The sequence below is a fragment of the Streptomyces sp. NPDC045968 genome, assembly GCF_056430475.1.
Map to the genome: position 1 here is coordinate 317041 of NZ_JBWKLF010000002.1, position 24941 is coordinate 341981.

Consider the following 24941-nt stretch of genomic DNA (forward strand, 5'->3'; position numbering starts at 1 on the left):
GGCCACAACCGACCACGCCAGTGCACCGCTCGTCGACGCCTGGGGTCGGCGTAAGCGGAAAGGGACATGCGCACCCACGGCTCCGGGTGCAGGGGATCGCCTATCGGGTCATGCCGACCCGACGGGGGACTTCGCCGCCTCACAAGGGCAGCCACGAGGCGACCCTCGGGATTTATGAACGCCACATGAAGGAGGCATGAGCACGCGCGAGCGAGACGCGGCAATCACCTGATCACACCTGATCGATTTCGCTCAAAATGACAGCGAAATCGATCAGGGTGACGTACCCACACAGCGCTTCGACCTGGGCGGTCACCTCGACGGCCCGATCGGGGGCTTATCCGGCGTCGGCCTCCATCGCCCGCACCAGACTGGCGGGACGCATGTCGGTCCAGGCCCCTTCGATCACGTCCAGACATTCCTGACGCGACCCTTCGGGCCCGCTGGCACGCCAGCCACCCGGAATTTCGATGTGCGCGGGCCAGAGCGAGTACTGACCCTCGTCGTTCACCAACGCCACGAACCGTCCCGACTCATCATCGAAAGGATTGGTCACGACTGTTCCCCCCACCTGTTCTCACACGTTCCACGACATGTTCATCAGCTGTGTCCGGGCATGCCGCTTCGGTCGTTTCCGCGACACATCGCCGAGCCCCGGCCCCATGACCGATCCAGGGTTAGCCCGACTTCACCGGTTCACGCCAATCACATTAGAGGATTCGGGGCAAAGAAAGGCCCGTATGCGCCTGGTTACTCACAGGTACTAAACCAGTCGCCCGGGAGCGCGCATGCCCGTGACATATTTCGGCCGGCCTTGTGGAGAAACAATCAGCCACCCGATGTCCCTATAGTGCGGGTAGAACTTGATATGAACCATGCACTTTCGGATATGCGCCGGTGTGCGCCCGCGCACTTCTGTTACACCCGGAGATCACGCCGACCCCCCGTGCGCCGGGTGCGCGCCCCCACGCGACCGTCGAGCCCGGCAAACCCGCCGGAGGGGAGATGGCCGGAGGTTCACCCCCGGTACGTCTCCAGGAGCCGCAGCCACACCTCGCTGATCGTCGGGTAGGCCGGCACCGCGTGCCACAGGCGGTCGATCGGGACCTCGCCCGCGACCGCGACGGTGGCGGAGTGGAGCAGTTCGCCGATGCCGGGGCCGACGAAGGTGACCCCGAGGAGGATCTCGCGGTCGAGATCCACGATCATGCGCGCGCGGCCCCGGTAGTCCTGTGCGTAGAGGCCGGAGCCCGCGACCGAGGCCAGGTCGTAGTCGACCGCCCGCACCCGGTGGCCCGCGCCTTCCGCCTCCTTGAGGGTGAGGCCGACCGAGGCCGCCTCGGGGTCGGTGAAGACGACCTGGGGAACGGCCGCGTGGTCCGCGGTGGCCGCGTGGGCACCCCAGCGGTCGGTTTCCAGCAGGGGGACGCCTCCGGCGCGCGCCGCGATCGCGGCGCCCGCGACGCGGGCCTGGTACTTGCCCTGATGCGTCAGGAGCGCCCGGTGGTTGACGTCTCCGACCGCGTACAGCCAGGTGCTCCCCTGGACGCGGCAGCTGTCGTCGACGTCGAGCCAGGAGCCGGGTTCCAGGCCCACCGTTTCGAGGCCGAGGCCGTCGGTGCGCGGGGCACGGCCGGTGGCGAAGAGGATCTCGTCGGCCTCCAGTCGTTCCCCGTTGTCCAGGTCCACCGTGACCGGACCGTCCGGGGCCGCACGCCGCACCGCGGTGGCCGACACGCCCGTACGGATATGGGCACCGGCCTCGGTCAGTGCCTCGGCGACCAGTTCACCCGCGAACGGCTCCATCTTGGGGAGCAGCCCCTTCCCGCGGATCAGCATCGTCACCTCGGCGCCGAGTGCCTGCCAGACCGTGGCCATCTCGACGCCCACCACGCCACCGCCCACCACGATCAGCCGGCCGGGGACCTCCTTGGCGCTGGTCGCCTCACGGCTGGTCCAGGGGCGGGCGTCGGCGATTCCGGGCAGGTCCGGGATCACGGCCCGGCTGCCGGTGCAGACGGCTACGGCGTGCCGGGCGGTGAGCCGGTGCTCCGTGCCCTCACGCGTGGTGACGGAAACCTGCCTCGTGCCGGTCAGGCGGCCCACGCCCCGGTAGATGTGTGCGCCGATGCCCTCCAGCCAGTCGGCCTGCCCGTCGTCCTTCCAGTGGGACGCGTACGTGTCGCGGTGGGCCAGGACCGCATCGGTGTCCAGCGGTCCCTGCGCGGCGGCGCTGAGGCCCGGGACCCGGCGGGCGTCCGCCCGGGCGACGACGGGGCGCAGCAGCGCCTTGCTCGGCATGCACGCCCAGTACGAGCACTCGCCCCCGATGAGCTCCGACTCGATCACGGCCGTGCTCAGCCCTGCGGCCCTGGCCCGGTCCGCCACGTTCTCGCCGACGGGACCCGCGCCGATCACCACGACGTCGTATTCAGCGTTCTCCACAGCTTCAGTCATGCGGACAGTCTGGTCGTGGGTGTGCGTGATGGCCACATGGGCATGCGGAATAGCGCCAGTGCAGTCACCGTTGTGCCCGACAGGTCCGAACGGGCCCAGGAAGAGGTATCAGAGCATGAGCACCGTAGAGCTCACCAAGGAAAACTTCGATCAGGTCGTGAGCGACAACGACTTCGTACTGATCGACTTCTGGGCTTCCTGGTGCGGCCCGTGTCGGCAGTTCGCCCCGGTGTACGACTCGGTCTCCGAGCGTCACCCCGACCTGGTGTTCGCCAAGGTCGACACGGAGGCCCAGCAGGAGCTGGCGGCGGCTTTCGAGATCCAGTCGATTCCCACGCTGATGATCGTCCGGGACAACGTGGCGGTCTTCGCCCAGCCCGGGGCGCTCCCCGAGGCGACTCTCGAGGATGTCATCGGGCAGGCCCGGAATCTCGACATGGACGAGGTACGCAAGTCCGTCGAGGAGCAGCAGAAGGCTCAGGAGCAGGGTCAGCAGTAGGCCGTGCCGATGCTGCGGTGACCGCGTGTTCCTCTGGCGCGGTGAGGGCCCGGTCGAGGGTGTGCGCCGACCGGGCCGCGCGGCATGGGGCCGTCCGGGTCGCGGTTACCGGGTGTCCGGGTCGCCGAGCGGGGCCCTGTGCCTGACGGGTCGGGTGTGGATCTTGGCGACGCACGCCGGGACGCCGTCGCCCTGTTCGTGCCCGCGCGCCCGGTAGGCACTCGGGCTTTCGCCCACCAGCTCGGTGAACCGCGTGCTGAACGTCCCCAGGGATGTGCACCCGACCGCGAAGCAGACATCCGTCACCGACAGGTCGCCGCGCCGCAGCAGGGCCTTGGCCCGCTCGATCCTGCGGGTCATCAGATAGCTGTACGGCGTCTCCCCGAACGCCGCGCGGAAGCTGCGGGAGAAGTGGCCGGCTGACATGTGGGCCGTGAGTGCCAGTGCGGGCACGTTGAGCGGTTCCGCGTAGTCGCGGTCCATCTGGTCGCGTGCCCGGCGGAGCCGGACCAGGTCCGAAAGCGTCACCCGTCCAGGATCGCACGGCCGCACGCGCGCCGGGCCGCCGTTTCGCGGGGCAGGTCCCGACGCCGGGTTCTAGTCCTGGGGCTTCTCGGCGATCCGGACCGTGAGCCCGTAGTCCACTTCCGCACCGTCCACCAGCAGCGCCTCCACGGTATGTGTCGCCGGGTCGATGTCGGCCTCCATGCCGTCCCCGGCGTAGCGGGGGTAGCCGGAAGCCCCCGTGTCGCCGGTGGCCGCCACGACCGCCGAGCGGATGGCGGTGCCGGGCCGGGGACCCTGGTCGCCGGACTCGGCGAACTCCGGGATCAGCAGGATCTCGTAACTCTGCGGATGGCTCATGCCCACGACGCTAGACATCCGGTGTCTGCGGCGCATGTCGTCGCGCCTCGGGGCGACCGGTTCAGCTGGACTCGCGGGGTACGGCCCCGGCGCGCAGCAGGTCGTGGCGCTCCGGGCTTCCGCCGGGCCGACGCACCAGTCGGTCGATCAGCTCGGCCGGGGGCTGCCCGGCCGCCAGTTCCATCCGGACGCTGCTGAGCCGCGGGCGGAGCAGTCTGCCGAGCATGAGGTCGTCCGCGCCGATCACGGCCGTCTCCCCCGGGACCGAGATGCCGGCGTCCTGGAGCGCCGTCATCAGGAGCATCGCGTACTCGTCGTTGTAGGCGAACACGGCGTCCAGCCCCAATGTGCGCCATTCGGCGGCGAGTTCGGCCGCCGGCTCCTCCTCGTACCGCAGGGGCAGCGGATGGACGCGCGCACCGGCCGCTTCCGCGGTGCGGCGTGCGCCCTCCAGTCGTGGTTCGCCGAAGAGGGCGAGGCCCGGTTCCTGCGGCACGACCACACCGATCCGGCGGCGGCCCCGGGCCAGCAGATGGGCGACCGCGCAGCTGCCGACCACCCGCTGGTCCATGACCAGGGCGTGAGCGCCGTCGACCGGCTGCGGTCCGAGCGTGATGACGGCCTTGGCGCCGGAACGGGTGAGGACGTCTATGCCGTACGGGGTGAGGGCGGGCCCGCCGGGCGAGACCACTGCGACGGGGCGGAGCTCGGCCCAGGCCCTGGCCGCCCCGTCGGCGTCGAGCCCCGCGCTGCCGTATTGCACGACGGTGTAGTCGAGTCGGCGCAGATCCGACTGGAGCTCATGGAAGAAGCGCTGGTGGAGCGGGCTCGCGGGGATGTGCCAGGTGGGCAGGAGCACCATCCGGCTGTGTCCGGCGCGCAGGCTGCGGGCCGCCGCGTGCGGGACGTAGCCGAGGTCGGACGCCGCTTCCCTGACCCGGCGGCGGGTCTGTTCACTGATCCGTACGGTCACGTTGTTGTTCAGTACGTAGGACACGGTGGCCCGGGAGACTCCGGCCAGGCGCGCCACGTCGGCGCTGGTCGGGACGGAGGTCTCGGCGGGCTGCTCGGGTAACTGGCTCATGGCGTCCGGCAGTCTTCCAGACCCGTTCGCGGGGTCCGTGTGCCGGGGGCACCCGGGGACGCGGCCACTCGGAAGGGCCGCGTCCGGGTCTGCTCCGTCATCCTCGGGCGAGAACCGGCCACAGGTCGGGGTCCTCGAAGTTCAGGGCCCAGATCGCGGTGTTGCGGACGCCGTGGCGGCGCAGCACCGGCATGTGCGCGGCGACTCCGCGGGCGTCCTGGTACCAGACCTCGCGGCGCTCGTCGCCGTCCAGGTAGCTGAAGTGCGGCGTTCCGGAGACCTCGTCGAGCTGGTACGGCGCTCCCTCCTTGAGGCGGAGGGCTTCGGCGGTCTTCCACGTCACGTGCCCGGTCTTGGACGTGCTGTCGGGATCGGCGGGCCAGTCCCAGCCGTAGGCGGGCAGTCCCATCTCCAGTTTGTCCGCCGGGACGAGGGCGGTGGCGCGGGTCAGGATGTCGTCGTACCAGGCGGTGTCGGCGATGGGGCCCGGGGTGCCGCTCGACCAGTGCAGGTTGTAGCCCATGATCCGCATCCGGTCGGCGACGCGGCCGATCGCCTCGTAGTCCCAGATCCGGCCGGTTGTCCTGGTCTTCGGGAAGACCGTGATCACGCACTGCTTGCCCAGCGTGTGGAGGCGTCCGCACAGGTCGGTGGCGAGCGCGGTGAAGCCGTCGCGGACCTGGCGGTAGGTGCTCTCGCCGGTGGCCGCGATGGACTCGTAGTCGAGGTCGAGGCCGTCGTAGTCGCGTGTGCCGACGGTACGCATCAGCGCGTCGGCGTGTTCCTCGCGCTGCGCGGGGTCGGTGAGGATCGCGGCGAGGTCTCCCTTCTTCATCGTCTCCATGACGGTGGGCACGACCTTCGCCCCGGCCCGATGGAGTCCGTCGATGATGCGGCGCTCGCCCGCGCCCGGGTGCGGGTCGATCCGGCTGGCCGAAATCGCCTGGTACCAGAAGGGGCTGACGGTGTGCAGTTGCTCCGAGTGGCGCAGCGCGTCCTGGTACGCGCCCTCCTGGTCCCAGTAGGGCAGCCATGCCGACACGGTGCGGGGCAGGGCGGCGCCGCCGCCCTGGTGGGGCCCGGGCTCCGTGCCCGGTTCGTTCGTCGAGAGGGAGGCGGGCGGGAGCGGCTGGGACGGCAGCGGGGCTGACGCCGCGGCAGAAGCCGCTGGGAGCAGGGCCGCTGCGAGCAGACCGGCGACGGTGAGGGCGACGGTACGGGAGGGATGTGTGAGAACTCCGATGACCATGAGGTCGAGCCTGATGCCCATTCAGCCGCCCCGCTCCATGGAATGGGCCGTACAGGTTCTACGGTGTTCGGATGACGTTCCCGCACGGCACAGCCACCACTGACAGCTCGTCCGACTTTCCCGGCCGCAACGGCCCGACCGCCACGAGGGAGGCGGACCCGCGCGACGCGGGCCCGGTCCGCACCTCGTACGCCCCCGACCGGGACGGCGATCCCGACCCGGGCGAGATCGTCTGGACCTGGGTGCCGTTCGAGGAGAACGACGGGCGCGGCAAGGACCGGCCCGTGCTGGTCGTGGCGCGCGAGGAGGGCAGGACGCTGCTCGCCGTCCAGCTCTCCAGCAAGCAGCACGACCTGGACCGGGAGTGGGTGGCGCTCGGGGCGGGGCCGTGGGACAGCTCGGGCCGTCAGTCCTGGGTGGATCTGGACCGGCTGCTGCGGGTGCACGAGGACGGGATGCGACGGGAGGCCTGTGCGCTGGACCGGGAGCGGTTCGATCGAGTGGCCGTGCGGCTGCGGGAGCTTTACGGCTGGAGCTGACCGGCGAAGGTCCGGGTGAACGCCGCCCGGGCGGCGGAGTCGGGGCTGCGGTCGAGGATGGCGAAGACGATCCGGTCGAAGTGGCCCGCGAACCGGCCACCGCCGGCGAGCAGCGTGTGGAACGCGCCGGCCACCTCCGCGGGGTCGTTCCGGAACACGCCGCAGCCCCAGGCTCCGAGCACGAGCCTGCGGTAGCCCCGCACGGCCGCCACTTCGAGGACCCGTTCGGCGCGGCGCGCGAGCACGGCCGGGATGCGGTCCCCCTCCTCGGGTGTCCGGCTGCGGATCACTCCCGCGTTGGGTGCCGGAGAGGTGAGGAAGCCCGCGGTGTACGGGGTGTCGAGGAGGTGGCCCCGGTCGTCCCGGAAGACCGGGACGCCGGGTGAGTGGATCACCCGGTCGGTGTAGAAGGTGCTGCGCTCCGCGCGGTGGTGGGCGTAGAACTCGGGGGCTCGCAGCAGGGTGGCGTAGAGCGCGGAGCCACGGCACAGGGCCTCTTCCTGGGCCTGTGCACCGTTCAGGTATCCGCCGCCGGGATTGCGTGCGGAGGCGTACGTGAGGACGGCGACCTTGGACGCCGCCTCGCTGGTCAGCCGGTGTGCGGCCTGCAGACTGCTCTCGCCCGTCACCTCGAAGGCGGTGACACGGCCGGTGTCCAGGACGGCGACGGGGACCGGCTCGGGGCCGTAGAGCCGGGTGCCGGAGAGCGCGGCCGTCAGCGCGCGTTCGATACTCACCTCACGGCCGTCGGACGTGCGGTAGCGGCCGGCTTCGACGATGGCCTCGGTCTCGCGCGCGATGCCGCGCAGTCTCGCGCTCATCGGCGCGCCCCCATGTGGTGCATACGGGGCATGCTCGGCGTTCTACCGGCATGGACGCAAGCGGATTAACGCACCGCGGGGGCACCCTTGTGCGATCTCCCGGAAGGGGTTTGGGTGGTACGGACGTACCCGGACAGGAGGACCGAACATGCCCCCGGAAAACCCCGGAGCAGACGGCCAGGCGGCGCGCGGCGTACCCCTCGGTGAGGGGGAGGCCGAGGATTTACTGCGATGTATCTGCTTCAAGACAGGCCCCCCGCGCAAGGTCGGCGTGGAACTCGAATGGCTCATTCACGACCGTGAGCATTCCGACGTCCCGGTGGCGGAGGACCGGCTCGGCGCGGCTGCCGACGCCGTACGGGCCCTGCCCCTGGTCTCGTCCCTGACATTCGAACCCGGCGGTCAGCTGGAGCTCAGCTCCGTGCCTGCGGACTCCCTGACGGAGTGCGTCGACGCCATGGCCACGGATCTCGCCGCCGTACGCGACACGCTCGGGCGCGCGGACCTCGTCCTGGTCGGCCTCGGAGTCGACCCGTGGCACCCCCCGCGCCGTCTGCTGCGGGAACCGCGCTACGCGGCCATGGAGTGCGCCCTCGACCGGTCCGGTCCCTCGGGGCGCGCCATGATGTGTACCTCCGCGTCCATCCAGGTCTGCCTGGACGCCGGCGAGGAGGAGCCCGGACCGCTCGGGTACGGGCGGCGCTGGCAGCTGGCCCATCTGCTGGGTGCCGTGCTCGTGGCGGCGTTCGCCAATTCGCCGTTCCAGCAGGGCCGGGCCACGGGCTGGCGCTCCACCCGCCAGGCCCTCTGGGCCGAGCTCGATCCCGCACGGACGCTCGCTCCGTCCGGCCGTCTCGCGCCGCGCGAGGCCTGGGCGGCCCACGCGCTCGACACCCCCGTCATGTGCGTACGGGGCGGGGAGGGGCCCTGGGAGGTGCCCGACGGGCTCACCTTCCGGGACTGGATTCGCGGCGGCGGCCCGCGGCCACCGGTACAGGCCGATCTCGACTACCACCTCACCACGCTCTTTCCGCCGGTCCGGCCGCGCGGACATCTTGAGCTGCGCATGATCGACGCGCAGAGCGGTGCCGACGGGTGGCTGGTGCCGCTCGCCGTCACCACTGCCCTGTTCGACGATCCGGAGGCCGCGGAGACCGTGTACCGCACCGTGAAGCCGCTGTCCGAGACGGCGGGCCCGCCGGCCGCACCGCGCAATCCGCTGTGGACCGCCGCCGCCCGTGACGGTCTGACCGACCCGGAACTGGGGGCCGCGGCGATCACCTGCTTCGAGGTGGCTCTGGACGCCCTGCCCCGCATCGGGGCGAGCGAGACCGTGCGGGACGCCGTCGCGGCCTTCCACGAACGGTACGTCGCCCGGGGACGATGTCCGGCCGACGATCTGACCGACCGCACACCCGACGGGTTCGCACCGCTCCAGGGAAGGGGCATCCGCTCATGACCGACCTCTCCGCCGAGGGCTTCCCGGACATCCCGTCCGAGGCCGTGGACCTGGACCCGGAAGCTCTCAGGCAGCGGGCGCTCGCCGCGCTCCTGACGGCGCGCGAGCGCACCGCGCTCCTCACCGACTGCGTGGACGACGGCGAACTGACCGCGCAGCATTCCCCGTTGATGTCTCCTCTGGTCTGGGACCTGGCACACATCGGCAATCAGGAGGAGCAGTGGCTGCTTCGGGCCGTCGGCGGCCGCGAGGCGATGCGCCCCGAGATCGACGGCCTGTACGACGCCTTCGAGCACCCGCGGGCGAGCCGTCCTTCGCTGCCGCTGCTGCCGCCCGCGGAAGCACGGGCCTACGCCGCCGACGTACGGGGCCGGGCTCTGGACCTCCTCGAAGGGACCCCGCTGCACGAGGGCGGCCGGCCGCTCGTGCGCGCCGGGTTCGCCTTCGGGATGATCGCGCAGCACGAACAGCAGCACGACGAGACGATGCTGATCACCCACCAGCTGCGTTCGGGGCCCGCCGCGCTCTCCGCGCCCGAGCCTCCCGCGCCCACCGACGCGGCCGGGCTGCCCGCCGAAGTCCTGATCCCCGAGGGGCCGTTCACGATGGGCACGTCGGCCGATCCCTGGGCACTGGACAACGAACGGCCCGCACACCGGCGGGAGGTGGCGGGATTCTTCATCGACACCTCTCCGGTCACCTGTGGTGACTACCAGCGGTTCATCGAGGACGGCGGATACTCCGAGCGCCGCTGGTGGGCTCCGGAGGGCTGGGACATGATCAACGAGCGTGGTCTCACCGCGCCGTTGTTCTGGCACCGGGACGCCGGGCAGTGGCTGCGCCGCCGCTTCGGGGTGACCGAGGCCGTACCCCACGACGAGCCGGTGCTCCACGTCAGCTGGTACGAGGCGGACGCGTACGCCCGCTGGGCGGGCAGGCGGCTGCCCACGGAGATCGAGTGGGAGAAGGCGGCACGCCACGACCCGGCCTCGGGGCGCTCGCTGCGCTATCCGTGGGGCGACGAGGACCCGACCCCGGACCGCGCCAATCTGGGCCAGCGGCATCTGCGCCCCGCCGGGGCGGGCGCCTACGCGGCGGGCCGTTCGCCGCTCGGTGTGGGGCAGTTGATGGGCGACGTGTGGGAGTGGACGTCGAGCGACTTCCTCCCGTACCCCGGCTTCGCGCCGTTCCCCTACCGGGAGTACTCGGACGTCTTCTTCGGCCCGGAGCACAAGGTGCTGCGCGGGGGTTCCTTCGCCGTGGACGCGGTGGCCTGCCGCGGTACGTTCCGCAACTGGGACCTTCCGGTGCGCCGGCAGATCTTCTCCGGATTCCGTACCGCGAGGGATGCCTGATGTGCCGTCATATCGCCTACGTGGGAGCTCCGGTGCCGCTCGGAGCTGTGCTGATGTCGCCGGTGCACTCCCTGGTGCGCCAGTCCTGGGAGCCGCGCCGCCAGAGGTACGGGACCGTCAACGCGGACGGTTTCGGCGTCGGCTGGTACGCGGACGGCGACCCGGCACCGGGCCGGTACCGGCGGCAGGGGCCGGTCTGGGGCGACGAGACGTTCGCCGACCTCGCCCGGGTCGTCCGGAGCACGGCGATACTGGCCGCCGTCCGTGACGCCACCGAGGCGGGCGCGGACGGCGAGGCGGCTGCCGCGCCTTTCGCCGCGGACGGTCTGCTGTTCAGCCACAACGGAGCGGTGAAGGGCTGGCCGGCCTCTCTGGCGCCGCTGGCCGGCACCCTGCCCGCCGCCGCACTGCTCACCCTCGCCGCCCGCAGCGACTCGGCACTGATCTGGGCGCTCGTGCGCCACCGGATCGCCGAGGGCGACACCACCGCGCAGGCCGTCGCCGACACCGTCCTCGACGTCGCGGCCTCGGCACCCGGGTCGCGGCTGAATCTGCTGCTCACCGACGGTTCCACGATCGTGGCGACCGCCTGGGGCGACACCCTCTGGTATCTCACGGAGCCGGGCCGCCGCGCGGTGGTGGCCTCGGAGCCGTACGACGACGATCCGCTGTGGCGCGAGGTTCCCGACCGCACCCTGCTGACCGCGACCCGCACCGACGTACTGCTGACCCCGCTCAAGGAGCCCGCCGCGTGAGTCCCTTCCAGCTGACCCGCACCCTCCCGTTGGACGCGACGGACGCGGCGCTGCGCGCCGACGTGCTCAGCGGCCTGAACCGGCAGCCGAAGACACTGCCGCCCAAGTGGTTCTACGACGCGCACGGCAGTGACCTGTTCGAGGAGATCACCCGGCTCCCCGAGTACTACCCGACGCGCGCCGAGCGCGAGATCCTCGTGGCCCGGGCCCCGGAGATCGCCGAGGCATCAGGTGCCAGAACCTTGATCGAGCTCGGCTCGGGCTCGTCCGAGAAGACCCGGCATCTGCTGGACGCCCTTCCTGGGCTGCACAGTTACGTGCCCGTCGATGTCAGCGAGAGCGCGCTGAAGGGCGCGGCCGACGTCCTGCTCGCCGAGCGGCCGGGCCTCTCCGTGCACGCGCTCATCGCGGACTTCACCCATTCCCTGCGCCTGCCCGACACGCCGGGGCCGCGGCTGGTCGCGTTCCTGGGCGGGACGATCGGGAATCTGCTGCCGGAGGAGAGGGAGGAGTTCCTGCGCTCCGTACGGGAGTTCCTCTCCCCCGGCGACAGTCTGCTGCTCGGTACGGACCTGGTGAAGGACGAGGCGACACTCGTCGCGGCGTACGACGACTCGGCCGGGGTGACGGCGGCGTTCAACAAGAACGTGCTGTCCGTCGTCAACCGCGAGCTGGGGGCCGACTTCCAGCTCGGCGATTTCGACCATGTGGCGGTGTGGAACCCGCGCAGGGAATGGATCGAGATGCGGCTGCGCGCCCGCCGGGCACTCACGGTGAAGATTCCCGAGGTGGATCTGGTGGTGACGTTCGCCGCGGGCGAGGAGATGCGTACCGAGGTGTCGGCGAAGTTCCGCGAGGAGGGGGTACGGAGCGAACTGGCCGATGCGGGGCTGCGGCTGGATCACTGGTGGACGGATACGGCGGGCCGCTTCGCGCTGTCGCTGGCGACGGCGTTCTGAGCGGCACGGGCGAGGGCGCGTCTGCCGGGTTCACGCGCCGCGGGGATCGGCGGGAGCAGGCTGATCTCCGCGGTGAGCCCGGCAGCCGTCACCACGCGCCAGAGGGACGCGGCGAGGTGGTCGTCGCCGACGAACGCGACCGCTCCCGTATGACCCGGGCGGCCCGCTGACGGGCCGCCGCAGGGCCCGGCCGGGGTCCCGTCCCCAGGGACGGGGCCCCTTCGCATGGCGCGGTAGCCGACGCGTACCGGCCGGACGGTGGCGCCCGCGTCGATCGCCGCCTGGAACACGGCGGGCCCGAACCGTCCGCCGGGCCCCCGCCCGCAGCGGGTCGTGCCCTCCGGGAAGACCACCACCCGGGACCCGCCTCGCAGCGCCTGCGCCACGGTGCGCACGGCGCCGGGCAGTGCGCGCAGACGGTCCCGTTCGATGAAGAGCGTGCCGCCGAGGGAGGCGAGCGGGCCGAGCACCGGCCAGCCGCGGATCTCGCTCTTGCCGAGCATCCGGCCGGGGAGCGCGGCCGCCACGAGCGGGATGTCCAGCCAGGAGACGTGGTTGGCGACCACCAGTTCGCCCGCCGCCGCGCGCTCCGTCTGCTCTCCGGTGATCAGCACCCGTACGCCGAAGGCCCGCACCACCAGGTACGCCCACCGGCGGATCAGCCGTTCACGGCGGGCTGCCCCGAGGAGCAGGACGGCGGGGACGCACGCCACTCCGGTCAGCGTGAGTACGCAGCCGGCGACGAGCAGGACGATGGCGGGCAGCGGCCCCCGCGTCGCACCGCGGTGGCCTGCGCAGGCGTGCGGTGTGCAGGGCGCGGTGGGCAGCCAGCCGCTCATCGCAGCGGGGCGAGGGAGAGGAAGTGGCGCAGGTAGCGCGGGTCCGTACGGCGCAGGGAGAGCAGGACGTAGAGGTCGGCGACGTTGAAGTCGGGGTCGTACGCGGGTGCTCCGCAGACCCAGGCCCCGAGGCGCAGATAGCCGCGGAGCAGCGGCGGCAGGGCGGCGCGGGCGGCGGGCGCTCCGGCGGGCCCGGTGGCGCTCCAGAGGCGGTGCGGGGTGACCCAGTACTCCTGGGGCGCCAGGTGCTTGGCCCGTACGGTGTCCCAGCTCGACGCTGCCAGCGCGCCGCCGTCGGCGAGGGATATGGAGCAGCAGCCCGCCAGCCAGCTGTGGCCACTGCGTTCCATGTAGCGGGCGAGTCCGGCCCAGATGAGGGCGATGACGGCGCCGTCCCGGTGGGCGGGGTGGACGCAGGACCGGCCGACCTCGACGAGGTCGTCCCGGATGGGGGCCAGCCTGTCGAGGTCGAACTCGCTCTCCGCGTAGAGGCGTCCGGCGATGCGGGCCCGCTCGGGGGGCAGCAGCCGGTAGGTGGCGACGACGTCGCCGGTGGCCGTCTCGCGTACCAGGAGGTGGTCGCAGTAGGCGTCGAAGGCGTCGCTGTCGAGGCCGGGTTCGGGGGTGTCGAGGAGGGCGCCGAGCTCTCCGGCGAAGACCTGGTGACGCAGTCGCTGGGCGGCGCGTACGTCTGCCTGATCGACGGCGAGGGAGACCCGGTAGGCGGGGACGGTGTGGGAGGCGGGGGCGGTCACGGGGGCGAGGGAGGTGAGCGGCAGCGCGGTCATGGCAGTCTCCGGGGACGGATCAGCGAGGGCGGCTGCCGGGCCGCCGCGGTGCTGCGACGGCCCGGCCCCTTACTTCTTCCGTGACCGGCTGGACTCGACGTGACCGCAACGGAGAGCGGGGATGTGCGACGGCTGAATCCCGGGCTCAGGGTTCCTCGGGCGCGGCGGCGCGGAGACATGGCCGCGGGTGGCGGCAGGGCTGGGGAGCGGGTGAAGGCGCAGCTCAGCTGGTGCCGCCGGGGCCGGGGCGGCGGAGATCCGCGAGCCGGCCCGCCGTGCCGGTCAGTGCTCCTCGGCCGCCGGCTCCAGTACGAAGACCGGGATCTCGCGGTCCGTCTTCTTCTGGTACTCGGCATAGTCCGGGAACGCCTCGACGGCCCGGGCCCACCACAGGGCCTTCTCGTCCCCGGTCACCTCGCGTGCCAGCATGTCCTGGCGCACCGGGCCGTCCTGGAGCTCCACCCGCGGGTCGGCCACCACGTTGTGGTACCAGACCGGGTGGGTGGGGGCTCCCCCCAAGGAGGCGACCACTGCGTAGGAACCGTCGTGCTCCACCCGCATGAGCGGGGTCTTGCGGATCTTGCCGCTCTTCGCGCCCACGGTCGTCAGGATGACGACGGGCAGATCCCGCCGCTTCTCGTCGCCCGGACCGATCAGGCTGCCCAGCGTCGTCCCCTCCGTGCCGCCGGAGCTCTCGTACAGCTCCACCTGGTCACGTACCAACTGCGTCGTGCTCGGCTCGTACTCGCCCTTGAGCGGCATTGCCCCTACCTCCATGCTGTCGAAGATGCGCCCTGCCGCGGCCTCCGCCTCGGGCGGGGCGCGGCGCGTGTTGCCCGGGCGCGGGTGTCGCCGCAGGCCGGGTTGCCGCCCGGCTCGCGTGAGACCTCGGCCTGGGCCAGGAGTTCCCGCGTCTTGCCTTCCGCAAACTCGATGGCGTCCACACCGACAGCACGGCGGGCGGCACCTCTTCCCCGCCTCCGGCGGTCAGCTGCGCGCGAGTATCGCCGTGATGCGCTCCGATGCCGAGGTGGCCTCCGCGACGGGATCGCCGCCTTCGAGGACGGCGGTCATGTACGGCTTGATCGGGTTGGCGGCCTCGACGGCGGCCCACTGGGGCGCGTTGGGGGTGGCGCGGCCCCGGGTGGCGCCCTCGGCCATCGCCGCGGTGCCTTCCTGGCCTTCGATGACACGGGCGAGGCCCGGCTTGTTGGGCACGTAGCTCATGGCCCTGGCCAGCTCGGTCTGCCAGGTCTCGCCCGCCAGCGCCTTGATCACTTCGATGCCCGCGCTGCGGTGGTCCGCCTTCTTCGGCACGATGAGGTCGGAGCCGCCCGTGAACACGGAACCCGGCGCCTTGGCGGTCTTGCCGGGAATCGGGAAGTAGCCGAGCTTCCCCTTGAGTTCGGGGTTCTTCTGCTCGATCAGGGCGGCGCTGCCGGGCACCGAGATGATCTGGGCGACATCCCCCCTGGCGAACACGTCGGTCTGCGGGGGCTTCTCCTCGTCGGCGTCCTTGGGTCCGTTGCCGTGGGACTGGAGTTCCTTGTAGAAGTTCATGCCCTTGAGCGCGGCGGGCGAGTCGAGTGCGCCCTTCCAGTCGCCGCCGTTCTCGTCGGCGAGTTCACCGCCTTCGTCCCAGATGAACCCGGCGAGTACGTACCAGTTCTGGCCGGCGAGATAGATGCCCTGGCTGCCGTGGCTGTTGAGCTTTTCGGTGTCCTTGATCCATTGGCGGCGCGTCCTGGGCGCCGATTCGATGCCCGCCCGGGCGAAGAGTTCCTTGTTGTAGATCACCACACGGTTGGCGGCATACCAGGGAATTCCGTACTGCATGCCGTTGATGCTGCCGGGCTCGGCGAGACCGGGCAGCCATTCCTCGCTGCCGAGATCGCGCATCGATTCGAGGGTGAGGTCGCGGAGCTCGCCGCTCTCCGCGTACTGGGCGACCTGGGTGTTGCCGACCTCGATGACGTCCGGCGCGTCGTCGCTTTCGAGGGCCGCGGTGACCTTGGGGCCGATACCGCCCCACTCCTGGATCTTGAACTCCAGTTGGACGGAAGGGTTCTCACTCTCGTACGACTCCGTGAAGCGGTCCAGGAACTCCCGGGAGACGCTGTCCTTCATCAGCCATATCGTCACCGTCACATCGCCGCCGCCCGCACCCGGGAGCAGGCCGCACCCACTCAGCGCGACGGAGGAGACGAGCGCGACGGCTCCGGCCAGCATGCGGTTCTTCACGCGGTCACCTTCTGCGAGACGGCACGACGGAACAGGAACCCGGTGTGGGGGACTGCGGGCGGCGCTCGCACGGGCGTGTGGCTGGATTTTGGTATGGACCAATGGGTAGGTCAAGGCCCGGTCGACGACGGCCCTCGGGAACCGATCCCTCGCGCGTCGCTCTCAGGTGAGGCAACGTGGAGGCACGAGAGGAGACATAAGATGTCCAATCACACGTATCGGGTCACCGAAATCGTAGGAACCTCCGAGGAAGGCATCGATGCCGCGATCCGCAACGGCATCGCGAGGGCTTCGGAAACGTTGCACAATCTCGACTGGTTCGAGATGACGCAGGTGCGCGGCCATATCGAGGACGGCCGGATCGCGCATTACCAGGTCGGCCTGAAGGTCGGCTTCCGGCTCGATGAGGGCACCTGATCAGGTACGCCCCTCGCGTTCCTGGGCCTCCTCCAGCACGGGCGAGGGCATCGCCCAGCGGGCGCGCAGCACCGTGAACCCGGCCGCCTCGGCCGCGTCACAGACCAGTTCGTCGTCGTCGACGAGGACCCGGACGTCACGCTCCCGGCCCAGCCGCTTCAGGATCTCCAGCTTGGTGCGGCGGGCCGGCCGACGGTCGTCGTCGCGACGCATGTGCAGGCGCCCCTCCGGCAGCCCCTGGCGCGCCAGCCAGGCCAGCGTGTCGCGTCGGCACCGCTCCGGCCGACCGGTCAGATACACGACGTCGCACTCCCGCGCGTCGGCCAGTACCAGCCGGATGCCCTCCGCCAAGGGGGGATCGTCGACGGCGGCGGAGAAGAAGCCCTGCCAGTCACGCCGGGCGCCTTCCAGGAAGTGCTGCCGGTGGGCGGTGTCCGCGAGGGTGCCGTCCAGGTCGAATACGGCCAGCGGCCGGGCGTGGTCTTTCACATGGGCGAGCCTAGGAGACGGGAACGACCGGCGCGCCGGGGAATCCTCCGGAAGCGCACGCGTTGAACCGAACGTGAGCTCTGTGATCGCAAGCACCCGTTTCTCCGTCCTGGACCGCTCCCGTACGCGCGAGGGGCACGACGGCGCGCAGGCGCTGCGCGACACCGTGCGGCTGGCCGGTACGGCCGAGGCGCTCGGATACCACCGTTTCTGGGTCTCCGAGCACCACAGCGTGCCCGGTGTCGCCGGTTCGGCGCCGACCGTGCTCGCCGCGGCCGTCGCCGCCGCCACCTCCACCATCCGGGTGGGCACCGGTGGCGTGATGCTGCCCAATCACCAGCCCCTCGTCGTGGCCGAGCAGTTCGGGGTGCTCGCCTCCCTGTTCCCCGGACGGATCGACATGGGCCTTGGCCGGTCGGTGGGTTTCACGGACGGCATCCGCAGGGCTCTGGGCCGCGACAAGGAGGACGCCGACGACTTCGCCGGGCAGCTCACCGAGCTGCTCGGCTGGCTGGACGGCTCCCAGCGGAGCTACCCGCAGGTGCACGCCCATCCCGCCGAGGGGCTCCGCGTACCGCCGTACGTCCTGGCGACCGGCGAGGGTGCGGCCATCGCCGCGGCGGCCGGTCTCCCGCTGGTCGTGGGCGATCTGCGCGGCCGGGAGAAACTGGTGCGCGCCGTCGACGGCTACCGCAGGGACTTCCGCCCGTCCGCCTGGTCGGAGGCCCCCTACGTCGTCGTGGCGGGCACCGTCGCCGTCGCCGGAACGGCGCAGGAGGCGCGGCGGCTGCTCGTCCCGGAGGCCTGGTCCATGGCGTACTCCCGCACGCACGGCTCCTTCCCGCCGCTCGCCCCCGCCGAGCGGATCGAGGCGCTGACCATGACCGCGAAGGAGCGGGAGCTCTACGAGAGCGGGCTGCGCGGGCATGTGGCCGGGACGGAGGAGCAGGTCGCCGCGGAACTCGGCCTGGCCATCAAGGAGACCGGGGCTGATGAGGTCCTGGTCACCACCAGTTCGTACGACCGGGAGGGCCTGGAGGACTCGTTGCGCCGACTGGCGCGGCTCGCGGGCCTGACCGGTGCGTGAACCCGCGGCGCCACCCGGCCCCCTCTCTCGCCCCCTGGAATCAAACGTCGATCCCGTTGCCGACCGGTTCGGAGCCGCACGCATGCACACCCCCCACGATCCGTACGTCCGGGTGCGCGGCGCCCGTGAGCACAACCTCCAGGATGTGCACGTCGACATCCCGCGCGACACGCTCACCGTCTTCACCGGCGTCTCCGGTTCCGGCAAGTCCTCGCTCGCCTTCGGGACGATCTACGCGGAGGCCCAGCGCCGCTACTTCGAGTCCGTCGCCCCGTACGCCCGTCGGCTGATCCACCAGGTCGGCGCTCCGGATGTCGGTGAGATCACCGGACTTCCGCCCGCCGTCTCCCTGGAGCAGCGCCGTTCCGCCCCGGGATCGCGCTCGTCGGTCGGCACGGTCACCACCCTGTCGAACTCCCTGCGCATGCTGTTCTCACGGGCCGGTGACTACCCGCCGGGCGCCGAGCGGCTCGATTCCGACGCGTTCTCACCGAACACGGCCGCCGGGGCGTGCCCCGAATGCCACGGGCTCGGCCGCATCCACCGCACCACCGAGGAACTGCTCGTCCCGGATCCCTCCCTGTCGATCCGGGAGGGTGCGATCGCCGCCTGGCCCGGCGCCTGGCAGGGCAAGAATCTGCGCGATGTGCTGGACGCACTGGACTACGACGTGGACCGGCCGTGGCGGGAGCTGGACCCGCGGGACCGGGAGTGGATTCTCTTCACGGACGAACAGCCGGTGGTGACGGTCCATCCGGTACGGGACGCGAACCGCATCCAACGCCCTTACCAGGGTACGTACATGAGCGCACGGCGCTATGTGATGCACACCTTCGCCGACTCCCGGAGCAGGACGCTGCGCGCGAAGGCGGAACGCTTCCTGACCAGTGCGCCCTGCCCGGTCTGCGGGGGCAGCCGGCTGCGGCCCGAGGCGATGGCCGTCACCTTCGCCGGACACACGATCGCCGAACTGGCCGCGCTCCCCCTCGCCGCTCTCGCCGGGGTGCTCCACCGGGCTGGCGGAGGGGAGACGGCACACGTACTGACCGCTGATCTGCTGGCCCGGATCGAGACGGTCACGGAGCTGGGTCTCGGCTATCTGAGTCTCGACCGTACGGCCCCGACGCTCTCCTCCGGCGAGTTGCAGCGCCTCCGGCTCGCCACGCAGCTGAGGTCCGGGCTCTTCGGAGTGGTCTACGTGCTCGACGAGCCCTCCGCAGGACTGCATCCGGCGGACACCGAGTCCCTGCTCACGGTCCTCGGACGGCTGAAGGAGTCCGGCAACACGGTGTTCGTCGTGGAGCACCAGCTCGACGTGGTGCGGCAGGCGGACTGGCTGGTCGATGTGGGACCGCTGGCGGGTGAGCACGGCGGGCGGGTGCTGCACAGCGGTCCCCCGGCCGGGCTCGCGGACGTGGCGGAGTCCGCGACCCGCCGCTTCCTCTTCGACGAGGACCCGGCTCCCGTCCGGGAACCCCGCACGCCATCCGGATGGCTGAAGCTGAACGGGGTCGACCGGCACAATGTGCGCGGTGTCGACGCCGCCTTCCCGCTCGGGGTGTTCACAGCGGTGACCGGGGTCTCGGGGTCGGGCAAGTCCACGCTGGTCGGACAGGTCCTGGCCGGAGTGCTCGCCGACCGGCAGGCGTCGGCGGCCTCGGACCTCCCCGGCATCCCGGACACGGCGGGCTGCGCGTCGGCGGAGGGACTGGAGGCGGTGGACCGCCTGGTCCAGGTCGACCAGAAACCGATCGGGCGGACGCCGCGCTCCAATCTGGCCACGTACACAGGACTCTTCGACGTCGTACGCAAGCTGTTCGCCGAGACGGACACGGCACGGGAGAGGGGGTACAAGGCGGGCCGGTTCTCGTTCAACGTGACGGGGGGCCGGTGCGAGACCTGCCAGGGCGAGGGCTTCGTCTCGGTGGAACTCCTCTTCCTGCCCAGTACGTACGCGCCCTGCCCGGACTGCCACGGCGCGCGCTACAACCCGCGGACCCTGGAGGTCACCCTGAGCGGTCTCACGATCGCGCAGGTGCTGGATCTGACCGTGGAGTCGGCGGCCGCGTTCTTCGCCGGGACCCCGGCGGCCGGGCGCAGCCTGCGCACGCTGCTCGATGTGGGGCTCGGCTATCTGCGGCTCGGCCAGCCCGCGACGGAGCTGTCCGGCGGTGAGGCCCAGCGGATCAAGCTGGCCACCGAACTCCAGCGCACCCGTCGCGGCCACACCCTGTATCTGCTCGACGAGCCGACGACCGGGCTGCATCCCGCCGATGTCGAGGTGCTGATGCGGCAGTTGCACGGGCTGGTCGACGCCGGCAACACGGTGGTGGTCGTCGAGCACGACATGGCCGTGGTCGCGGGCGCCGACCGGGTGATCGACCTGGGACCCGGCGGAGGCGCCCAGGGCGGCCGGATCGTCGCCGAGGGCACTCCGGCGGAGGTCGCGCGGGCCGCTGGGAGCCGCACGGCGCCGTATCTGGCACGGGCGATGGGGCTCGCGTGACCGGAAAGGCGCACCGGGCCGTCCGGCCGCCGCCTCGCCCTCGATCGCCGGACCGGGCCTGATCTCCAGGCCGGTCCGGCGACTGAGGACACACTGCTACCGCCGGACCTTGCGGGCGGCCCGGAGCCACTCCTTGTTCATGGCGGCGATCGACGGCAGCGGGATCCCCTTGGGGCAGGCCGTGGCGCACTCACCGGTCAGGGTGCAGCCGCCGAAGCCCTCCTCGTCCATGGTGGCGACCATGTCGAGGACCCGGGTCTCGCGCTCGGGTGCGCCCTGGGGCAGCACGTTGAGGTGGTTGACCTTCGCCGAGGTGAAGAGCATCGCCGAGCCGTTGGGGCAGGCCGCCACACAGGCCCCGCAGCCGATGCACTCGGCGTGCTCGAACGCGAAGTCGGCGTCCGGCTTGGGCACGGGGGTCGCGTGCGCGTCGGGCGCGGTGCCGGTCGGGGCCGAGATGTAGCCGCCTGACTGGATGATCCGGTCGAACGCCGAGCGGTCCACGACCAGATCCCTGACGACCGGGAAGGCGGAGGCCCGCCACGGCTCGACGTCGATGGTCTGACCGTCCTGGAAGGACCGCATGTGGAGCTGGCAGGCCGTGGTGCGCTCCGGGCCGTGCGCGTCGCCGTTGATGACGAGACTGCAGGCGCCGCAGATGCCCTCGCGGCAGTCGTGGTCGAAGGCGACGGGCTCGTCCCCGTCGAGGATGAGCTCCTCGTTGAGGGTGTCGAGCATCTCCAGGAACGACATGTCCGGGGAGATGCCCTCGACTTCGTAGGTGGCCATGGCACCGGGCGTTTCGGCGTTCTGCTGGCGCCAGACGCGCAGGGTGAGCTTCATGCGTAGCTCCGCTGAGTGGGGTGGACGTACTCGAAGACGAGGTCTTCCTTGTGCAGGACGGGGGCGTCGCCCGTGCCCGAGAACTCCCAGGCGGCGACGTACGAGAACTCCTCGTCCCGGCGGGCGGCCTCGCCCTCGGAGGTCTGTGACTCCTCACGGAAGTGGCCGCCGCAGGATTCCGCGCGGTGCAGGGCGTCGAGGCACATGAGCTCGGCGAGCTCCAGGTAGTCGACGATGCGGTTGGCCTTCTCCAGCGACTGGTTGAACTGCTCGCCGGTGCCGGGCACCTTGACGCGGCGCCAGAACTCCTCCCGGATCTCCGGGAGTCGGCCGAGCGCCTTGCGCAGCCCTTCCTCCGTGCGGCTCATGCCGCAGAACTCCCACATGAGTTCACCGATCTCGCGGTGGAAGGAGTCGGGGGTCCGGTCGCCGTCGATGGAGAGAAGGAGGTTGATCCGGTCCTCGGTCTCGGCGATCGTCGCGGCGACGGCCGGATGCGTGGCGTCGACCTCGTCGGTGTGCGGGTTGCGGGCGAGGTAGTCGTTGATCGTGGAGGGCAGGACGAAGTAGCCGTCGGCGAGCCCCTGCATCAGCGCCGAGGCGCCGAGGCGGTTGGCTCCGTGGTCGGAGAAGTTCGCCTCTCCGATCGCGAAGAGGCCGGGGACGGTGGTCTGGAGGTCGTAGTCGACCCAGAGTCCGCCCATCGTGTAGTGCACGGCCGGGTAGATCCGCATGGGTGTCTCGTACGGATTCTCCGCGGTGATCTGCGCGTACATGTCGAAGAGGTTGCCGTACTTCTCCTCGACCTTCGCCTTTCCCATACGGGCGATGGCGTCGGCGAAGTCGAGGTAGACGCCCTGGCCGCCGGGGCCGACCCCTCGGCCCTCGTCGCAGACGTTCTTCGCGGCACGGGAGGCGATGTCGCGGGGCACCAGGTTGCCGAAGGCGGGGTAGATGCGCTCCAGGTAGTAGTCGCGCTCGTCCTCGGGGATCTCGTTGGCCGGCCGTTCGTCACGCTTCGCCTTCGGCACCCAGATGCGGCCGTCGTTGCGCAGTGACTCGCTCATCAGCGTCAGCTTGGACTGGTGGTCGCCGGTGCGCGGGATGCAGGTGGGGTGGATCTGGGTCAAGCAGGGGTTGGCGAAGTACGCGCCGCGGCGGTGGGCACGCCAGATGGCGGTGGCGTTGGAGTTCATGGCGTTCGTCGACAGGTAGAAGACGTTGCCGTATCCCCCGCTGGCCAGGACGACGGCGTCGGCGAAGTAGGTGTCGATCTTCCCTGTGACGAGGTCGCGGGCGACGATGCCACGGGCCTTTCCATCGACGACGATCAGGTCGAGCATCTCCGTACGGGCGTGGAGTTCGACGTTGCCCGCGGCGATCTGCCGGGCGAGTGCCTGGTAGGCGCCGAGGAGGAGTTGCTGTCCGGTCTGGCCTCGGGCGTAGAAGGTGCGGGAGACCTGGACGCCGCCGAAGGAGCGGTTGTCGAGGAGTCCGCCGTACTCGCGGGCGAAGGGCACACCCTGGGCGACGCACTGGTCGATGATCTCGACGGAGATCTGGGCGAGCCGGTGGACGTTGGACTCCCGGGCCCGGAAGTCGCCGCCCTTGACGGTGTCGTAGAAGAGCCGGTGCACGGAGTCGCCGTCGTTGCGGTAGTTCTTCGCGGCGTTGATGCCGCCCTGGGCGGCGACGGAGTGGGCCCGGCGGGGTGAGTCCTGGAAGCAGAACTGGACGACGTGGTAGCCCTGTTCGGCGAGTGTGGCACCGGCCGAGCCGCCGGCGAGACCGGTGCCGACGACGATGACGGTGTGCTTGCGGCGGTTGGCCGGGTTGACCAGCCTGGCTTCGAAGCGGCGGGTGTCCCAGCGGTCGGCGACGGGGCCCGCGGGGGCCTTCTCGTCGACGAGGGGCGCGCCCGTCCCGTACTGCGTGTAGTCGCTCATATCAGCTCACCACTCCGGTCATGACAGCGACGGGCACGGCGATGAAACCGGCCGTCAGCACCAGCGCGAGGACGTTGGCCGTCGTCTTGAGGATGCGGTCGCGGGTCGCGTTGCCCACGCCGAGGGTCTGCGCGGCGCTCCAGAACCCGTGCTGGACGTGCAGGCCGAGGGCGAGCACCGCGACGATGTAGATGACGTTGCCGTACCAGGTCGAGAAGGTGTCGATGACGTTCTGGTACGCGTGTCCGGACTGGAATCCGCCCGGGTGCACGGTGCCGGTGGTCAGGTCGAGGACGTGCCACACGATGAACAGGCCGAGGATGATTCCGCCCCAGCGCATGGTGCGCGTGGCGTAGCTCGCGCGTGGCTTCTTGTGGACGTACGTGCGGGGGCGCGCCCTGATGTCGCGGCGGCTCAGCTGGTACGCGGACGTCGCGTGCAGGACGACGGCGGCGACCAGCCCCACGCGGACGAGCCACAGCGCCCACTCGTGGTGGAGGAAGGGCTCGCCCATGGTGCGCAGCCAGTGGGCGTAGCCGTTGAACTCCCCTGGCCCGAAGAAGATCTTCAGGTTTCCGATCATGTGGACGACCAGGTACAGGAGCATGACCAGGCCGCTCACAGCCATGATCACTTTCTTGCCGACGGTGGAGTCCCAGAGCGTGCGCGTCATGGACGGCCGCCGGGCCGTCCGTGTTGCCAATGCCATGGACACGACGCTAGGGCCGGAAGGCCTCATCAGTCCAAGACATGGAATGGGTCATATCCATAGCCTGCGCCTATCATGGGAGGCTATCGTCGGCTCATGCAGTTCCAGCAGCTCGCCTACTTCGTCGCCGTGGCCGAGGCCCGGCACTTCACCCGCGCCGCCGAGGACGTGCACGTCTCGCAGCCCTCGCTCTCCCAGCAGATCAAGGCGCTGGAGAGCGAGCTGGGCGCCGAACTGTTCAGCCGGGCCCGGGGCAACATCACCCTGACCGACGCGGGCGAGGCGCTGCTGCCGCTGGCCCGCCGGATCCTCGCCGACGCCGATACCGCGCGGCACGAGGTGCAGGAGCTGGTCCAGCTGCGCCGGGGGCGGATCAGGCTCGGTGCCACGCCGAGCCTGTGCACCGGCCTGCTGCCCGACGTCCTGCGGGCCTTCCACGATCTGCACCCCGGGATTCAGCTGCTCCTGGAGGAGGGCGGCTCGCACGACCTCGTTCGCCAGCTGGCCCGTGGTGCGCTGGATCTCGCGCTCGTCGTGCTGCCCCTGCCGGCCGCGTCGCCCGCGCTGACCACGGTGGAGCTGCTGCACGAGGACCTGGTCGTCGTGTCGTCGGCCTCGGAGCCCGCGCCCGGACGGAAGGGCAGGGTCAGGATCGCCGATCTCCAGGACGAGCCGCTGGTGATGTTCCGGCACGGCTACGACCTGCGGGAGCTGACCGTCGCCGCGTGCCGCGCCGAGGGCTTCGAGCCGTCGTTCACGGTGGAGGGCGGCGAGATGGACGCGGTGCTGGGCTTCGTACGGGCGGGGCTCGGCGTGGCGGTGGTGCCGAGCATGGTCGCGAACCGGGCCGGGCAGGATCTGCGGACCACGCCGTTGGCGTCGCCGGGTCTGCGGCGGACGATCGCGCTGGCCCACCGCAGCGACGTCGCGCCGCCGCGTGCGGCGCGGGAGCTGCAGCGGGTGCTGCTGACCCACGGGCCGGACCGGGTCCGGCCGGGGCGGCCCGGATGACTGGGTCCTCGATCGCCGGACGGG

At 71.1% G+C, this 24941-nt stretch carries 25 protein-coding genes; 10 read left to right on the forward strand and 15 right to left on the reverse strand.

The window, feature by feature from the left end; genetic code table 11:
• Window positions 1-337 precede the first annotated feature (337 nt).
• Entirely contained in the window at window positions 338-556 is a 219-nt protein-coding gene (locus tag AC07FA_RS07060) for an MbtH family protein (RefSeq protein WP_479073685.1), read from the reverse strand.
• 461 nt (window positions 557-1017) lie between these two features.
• Window positions 1018-2457 (reverse strand): dihydrolipoyl dehydrogenase family protein, encoded by a 1440-nt coding sequence (locus AC07FA_RS07065; RefSeq protein WP_479073686.1) that lies wholly within the window; start codon window positions 2455-2457, stop codon window positions 1018-1020.
• Window positions 2458-2572: 115 nt separating this feature from the next.
• Here AC07FA_RS07065 and trxA point away from each other — a divergent pair, with 115 nt between their 5' ends.
• Window positions 2573-2956 carry a thioredoxin gene (gene trxA / locus AC07FA_RS07070; RefSeq protein ID WP_479073687.1) on the forward strand — a complete coding sequence of 128 codons (384 nt, stop codon included), beginning with the start codon at window positions 2573-2575 and terminating at the stop codon, window positions 2954-2956.
• 105 nt (window positions 2957-3061) lie between these two features.
• On the opposite strand, the gene AC07FA_RS07075 is transcribed toward trxA, so the two are convergent.
• The 4 genes from AC07FA_RS07075 to AC07FA_RS07090 all read right to left on the reverse strand — a co-directional run bounded on the left by AC07FA_RS07075 (window position 3062) and on the right by AC07FA_RS07090 (window position 6174).
• Window positions 3062-3484 carry a helix-turn-helix transcriptional regulator gene (locus tag AC07FA_RS07075; protein WP_479073688.1) on the reverse strand — a complete coding sequence of 141 codons (423 nt, stop codon included), beginning with the start codon at window positions 3482-3484 and terminating at the stop codon, window positions 3062-3064.
• Between the two features lie 69 nt (window positions 3485-3553).
• On the reverse strand, window positions 3554-3820 hold the full coding sequence (locus AC07FA_RS07080) for a hypothetical protein (RefSeq protein ID WP_479073689.1): 267 nt from the start codon (window positions 3818-3820) through the stop codon (window positions 3554-3556).
• A gap of 61 nt (window positions 3821-3881) precedes the next feature.
• The gene (locus tag AC07FA_RS07085; protein ID WP_479073690.1) at window positions 3882-4904 is read right to left on the reverse strand and encodes a LacI family DNA-binding transcriptional regulator; all 1023 of its coding nucleotides are present in this window, start codon (window positions 4902-4904) and stop codon (window positions 3882-3884) included.
• Window positions 4905-5001: 97 nt separating this feature from the next.
• A complete protein-coding gene (locus AC07FA_RS07090; RefSeq protein WP_479073691.1) occupies window positions 5002-6174 on the reverse strand; it encodes a glycosyl hydrolase family 18 protein in 1173 nt (390 codons plus the stop codon).
• Between the two features lie 50 nt (window positions 6175-6224).
• Here AC07FA_RS07090 and AC07FA_RS07095 point away from each other — a divergent pair, with 50 nt between their 5' ends.
• Window positions 6225-6692 (forward strand): type II toxin-antitoxin system PemK/MazF family toxin, encoded by a 468-nt coding sequence (locus AC07FA_RS07095; RefSeq protein WP_479073692.1) that lies wholly within the window; start codon window positions 6225-6227, stop codon window positions 6690-6692.
• On the opposite strand, the gene AC07FA_RS07100 is transcribed toward AC07FA_RS07095, so the two are convergent.
• Window positions 6677-7513, reverse strand: a complete 837-nt coding sequence (locus AC07FA_RS07100) for a TIGR02452 family protein (RefSeq protein ID WP_479073693.1) — start codon at window positions 7511-7513, stop codon at window positions 6677-6679. The two genes, AC07FA_RS07095 and AC07FA_RS07100, sit on opposite strands and share 16 nt — an antisense overlap.
• A gap of 148 nt (window positions 7514-7661) precedes the next feature.
• Here AC07FA_RS07100 and egtA point away from each other — a divergent pair, with 148 nt between their 5' ends.
• From egtA to egtD, 4 genes are read left to right on the forward strand one after another with little or no spacing between them, the layout of a single operon-like run.
• Window positions 7662-8972, forward strand: a complete 1311-nt coding sequence (gene egtA, locus AC07FA_RS07105; protein WP_479073694.1) for an ergothioneine biosynthesis glutamate--cysteine ligase EgtA — start codon at window positions 7662-7664, stop codon at window positions 8970-8972.
• Window positions 8969-10327, forward strand: coding sequence for an ergothioneine biosynthesis protein EgtB (gene egtB, locus AC07FA_RS07110; RefSeq protein WP_479073695.1), 1359 nt, complete (start codon window positions 8969-8971; stop codon window positions 10325-10327). The genes egtA and egtB overlap by 4 nt, the downstream gene beginning before the upstream one ends.
• Window positions 10327-11082, forward strand: coding sequence for an ergothioneine biosynthesis protein EgtC (gene egtC / locus AC07FA_RS07115; RefSeq protein WP_479073696.1), 756 nt, complete (start codon window positions 10327-10329; stop codon window positions 11080-11082). Before egtB ends, egtC begins: the two co-directional genes overlap by 1 nt.
• Window positions 11079-12041, forward strand: coding sequence for an L-histidine N(alpha)-methyltransferase (egtD, locus tag AC07FA_RS07120; RefSeq protein ID WP_479073697.1), 963 nt, complete (start codon window positions 11079-11081; stop codon window positions 12039-12041). Before egtC ends, egtD begins: the two co-directional genes overlap by 4 nt.
• Here the strand turns inward: egtD and AC07FA_RS07125 are convergent.
• From AC07FA_RS07125 to AC07FA_RS07140, 4 genes are all read right to left on the reverse strand, one after another.
• Window positions 11984-12880 (reverse strand): lysophospholipid acyltransferase family protein, encoded by an 897-nt coding sequence (locus tag AC07FA_RS07125; protein ID WP_479073698.1) that lies wholly within the window; start codon window positions 12878-12880, stop codon window positions 11984-11986. The two genes, egtD and AC07FA_RS07125, sit on opposite strands and share 58 nt — an antisense overlap.
• Window positions 12877-13668 (reverse strand): GNAT family N-acetyltransferase, encoded by a 792-nt coding sequence (locus AC07FA_RS07130; RefSeq protein WP_479073699.1) that lies wholly within the window; start codon window positions 13666-13668, stop codon window positions 12877-12879. The genes AC07FA_RS07125 and AC07FA_RS07130 overlap by 4 nt, the downstream gene beginning before the upstream one ends.
• Window positions 13669-13950: 282 nt before the next feature.
• The gene (locus AC07FA_RS07135) at window positions 13951-14430 is read right to left on the reverse strand and encodes a nitroreductase family deazaflavin-dependent oxidoreductase (protein ID WP_479074250.1); all 480 of its coding nucleotides are present in this window, start codon (window positions 14428-14430) and stop codon (window positions 13951-13953) included.
• 225 nt (window positions 14431-14655) lie between these two features.
• Window positions 14656-15909: an extracellular solute-binding protein gene (locus tag AC07FA_RS07140; RefSeq protein ID WP_479073700.1), complete on the reverse strand. Its 1254-nt coding sequence runs from the start codon at window positions 15907-15909 to the stop codon at window positions 14656-14658.
• 201 nt (window positions 15910-16110) lie between these two features.
• On the opposite strand from AC07FA_RS07140, the gene AC07FA_RS07145 reads away from it, so the two are divergent.
• Complete coding sequence (locus AC07FA_RS07145) at window positions 16111-16326, forward strand: dodecin (protein WP_328907291.1); 216 nt, start codon at window positions 16111-16113, stop codon at window positions 16324-16326.
• On the opposite strand, the gene AC07FA_RS07150 is transcribed toward AC07FA_RS07145, so the two are convergent.
• A complete protein-coding gene (locus AC07FA_RS07150) occupies window positions 16327-16815 on the reverse strand; it encodes a phosphatase domain-containing protein (RefSeq protein WP_479073701.1) in 489 nt (162 codons plus the stop codon).
• Window positions 16816-16897: 82 nt separating this feature from the next.
• On the opposite strand from AC07FA_RS07150, the gene AC07FA_RS07155 reads away from it, so the two are divergent.
• Together AC07FA_RS07155 and uvrA are read left to right on the forward strand one after the other, a co-directional pair.
• Complete coding sequence (locus AC07FA_RS07155; RefSeq protein ID WP_479073702.1) at window positions 16898-17902, forward strand: MsnO8 family LLM class oxidoreductase; 1005 nt, start codon at window positions 16898-16900, stop codon at window positions 17900-17902.
• A gap of 82 nt (window positions 17903-17984) precedes the next feature.
• Window positions 17985-20408 (forward strand): excinuclease ABC subunit UvrA, encoded by a 2424-nt coding sequence (uvrA, locus tag AC07FA_RS07160; RefSeq protein WP_479073703.1) that lies wholly within the window; start codon window positions 17985-17987, stop codon window positions 20406-20408.
• A gap of 96 nt (window positions 20409-20504) precedes the next feature.
• Here the strand turns inward: uvrA and AC07FA_RS07165 are convergent, their stop codons facing one another.
• The 3 genes from AC07FA_RS07165 to AC07FA_RS07175 are packed head-to-tail and all read right to left on the reverse strand — an operon-like array spanning window position 20505 to window position 23906.
• Entirely contained in the window at window positions 20505-21251 is a 747-nt protein-coding gene (locus AC07FA_RS07165; RefSeq protein WP_479073704.1) for a succinate dehydrogenase/fumarate reductase iron-sulfur subunit, read from the reverse strand.
• The gene (locus tag AC07FA_RS07170) at window positions 21248-23197 is read right to left on the reverse strand and encodes a fumarate reductase/succinate dehydrogenase flavoprotein subunit (RefSeq protein WP_479073705.1); all 1950 of its coding nucleotides are present in this window, start codon (window positions 23195-23197) and stop codon (window positions 21248-21250) included. The genes AC07FA_RS07165 and AC07FA_RS07170 overlap by 4 nt, the downstream gene beginning before the upstream one ends.
• A gap of 1 nt (window position 23198) precedes the next feature.
• Window positions 23199-23906, reverse strand: a complete 708-nt coding sequence (locus tag AC07FA_RS07175; protein WP_479073706.1) for a succinate dehydrogenase — start codon at window positions 23904-23906, stop codon at window positions 23199-23201.
• Between the two features lie 96 nt (window positions 23907-24002).
• Here AC07FA_RS07175 and AC07FA_RS07180 point away from each other — a divergent pair, with 96 nt between their 5' ends.
• Window positions 24003-24917, forward strand: coding sequence for a LysR family transcriptional regulator (locus AC07FA_RS07180; RefSeq protein WP_479073707.1), 915 nt, complete (start codon window positions 24003-24005; stop codon window positions 24915-24917).
• Window positions 24918-24941 lie beyond the last annotated feature (24 nt).

Bases quoted from the DNA above. Each gene is read 5' to 3' on its own strand.
- egtA (WP_479073694.1), top strand. From the start codon at position 7,662: ATGCCCCCGGAAAACCCCGGAGCAGACGGCCAGGCGGCGCGCGGCGTA.
- AC07FA_RS07065 (WP_479073686.1), bottom strand. From the start codon at position 2,457: ATGACTGAAGCTGTGGAGAACGCTGAATACGACGTCGTGGTGATCGGC.
- AC07FA_RS07085 (WP_479073690.1), bottom strand. From the start codon at position 4,904: ATGAGCCAGTTACCCGAGCAGCCCGCCGAGACCTCCGTCCCGACCAGC.
- egtB (WP_479073695.1), top strand. From the start codon at position 8,969: ATGACCGACCTCTCCGCCGAGGGCTTCCCGGACATCCCGTCCGAGGCC.
- AC07FA_RS07130 (WP_479073699.1), bottom strand. From the start codon at position 13,668: ATGACCGCGCTGCCGCTCACCTCCCTCGCCCCCGTGACCGCCCCCGCC.
- AC07FA_RS07165 (WP_479073704.1), bottom strand. From the start codon at position 21,251: ATGAAGCTCACCCTGCGCGTCTGGCGCCAGCAGAACGCCGAAACGCCC.
- AC07FA_RS07170 (WP_479073705.1), bottom strand. From the start codon at position 23,197: ATGAGCGACTACACGCAGTACGGGACGGGCGCGCCCCTCGTCGACGAG.
- AC07FA_RS07095 (WP_479073692.1), top strand. From the start codon at position 6,225: ATGACGTTCCCGCACGGCACAGCCACCACTGACAGCTCGTCCGACTTT.
- trxA (WP_479073687.1), top strand. From the start codon at position 2,573: ATGAGCACCGTAGAGCTCACCAAGGAAAACTTCGATCAGGTCGTGAGC.
- uvrA (WP_479073703.1), top strand. From the start codon at position 17,985: ATGCACACCCCCCACGATCCGTACGTCCGGGTGCGCGGCGCCCGTGAG.
- AC07FA_RS07145 (WP_328907291.1), top strand. From the start codon at position 16,111: ATGTCCAATCACACGTATCGGGTCACCGAAATCGTAGGAACCTCCGAG.
- AC07FA_RS07080 (WP_479073689.1), bottom strand. From the start codon at position 3,820: ATGAGCCATCCGCAGAGTTACGAGATCCTGCTGATCCCGGAGTTCGCC.
- AC07FA_RS07180 (WP_479073707.1), top strand. From the start codon at position 24,003: ATGCAGTTCCAGCAGCTCGCCTACTTCGTCGCCGTGGCCGAGGCCCGG.
- AC07FA_RS07125 (WP_479073698.1), bottom strand. From the start codon at position 12,880: ATGAGCGGCTGGCTGCCCACCGCGCCCTGCACACCGCACGCCTGCGCA.
- AC07FA_RS07090 (WP_479073691.1), bottom strand. From the start codon at position 6,174: ATGGGCATCAGGCTCGACCTCATGGTCATCGGAGTTCTCACACATCCC.
- AC07FA_RS07100 (WP_479073693.1), bottom strand. From the start codon at position 7,513: ATGAGCGCGAGACTGCGCGGCATCGCGCGCGAGACCGAGGCCATCGTC.
- AC07FA_RS07175 (WP_479073706.1), bottom strand. From the start codon at position 23,906: ATGGCATTGGCAACACGGACGGCCCGGCGGCCGTCCATGACGCGCACG.
- egtC (WP_479073696.1), top strand. From the start codon at position 10,327: ATGTGCCGTCATATCGCCTACGTGGGAGCTCCGGTGCCGCTCGGAGCT.
- AC07FA_RS07135 (WP_479074250.1), bottom strand. From the start codon at position 14,430: ATGCCGCTCAAGGGCGAGTACGAGCCGAGCACGACGCAGTTGGTACGT.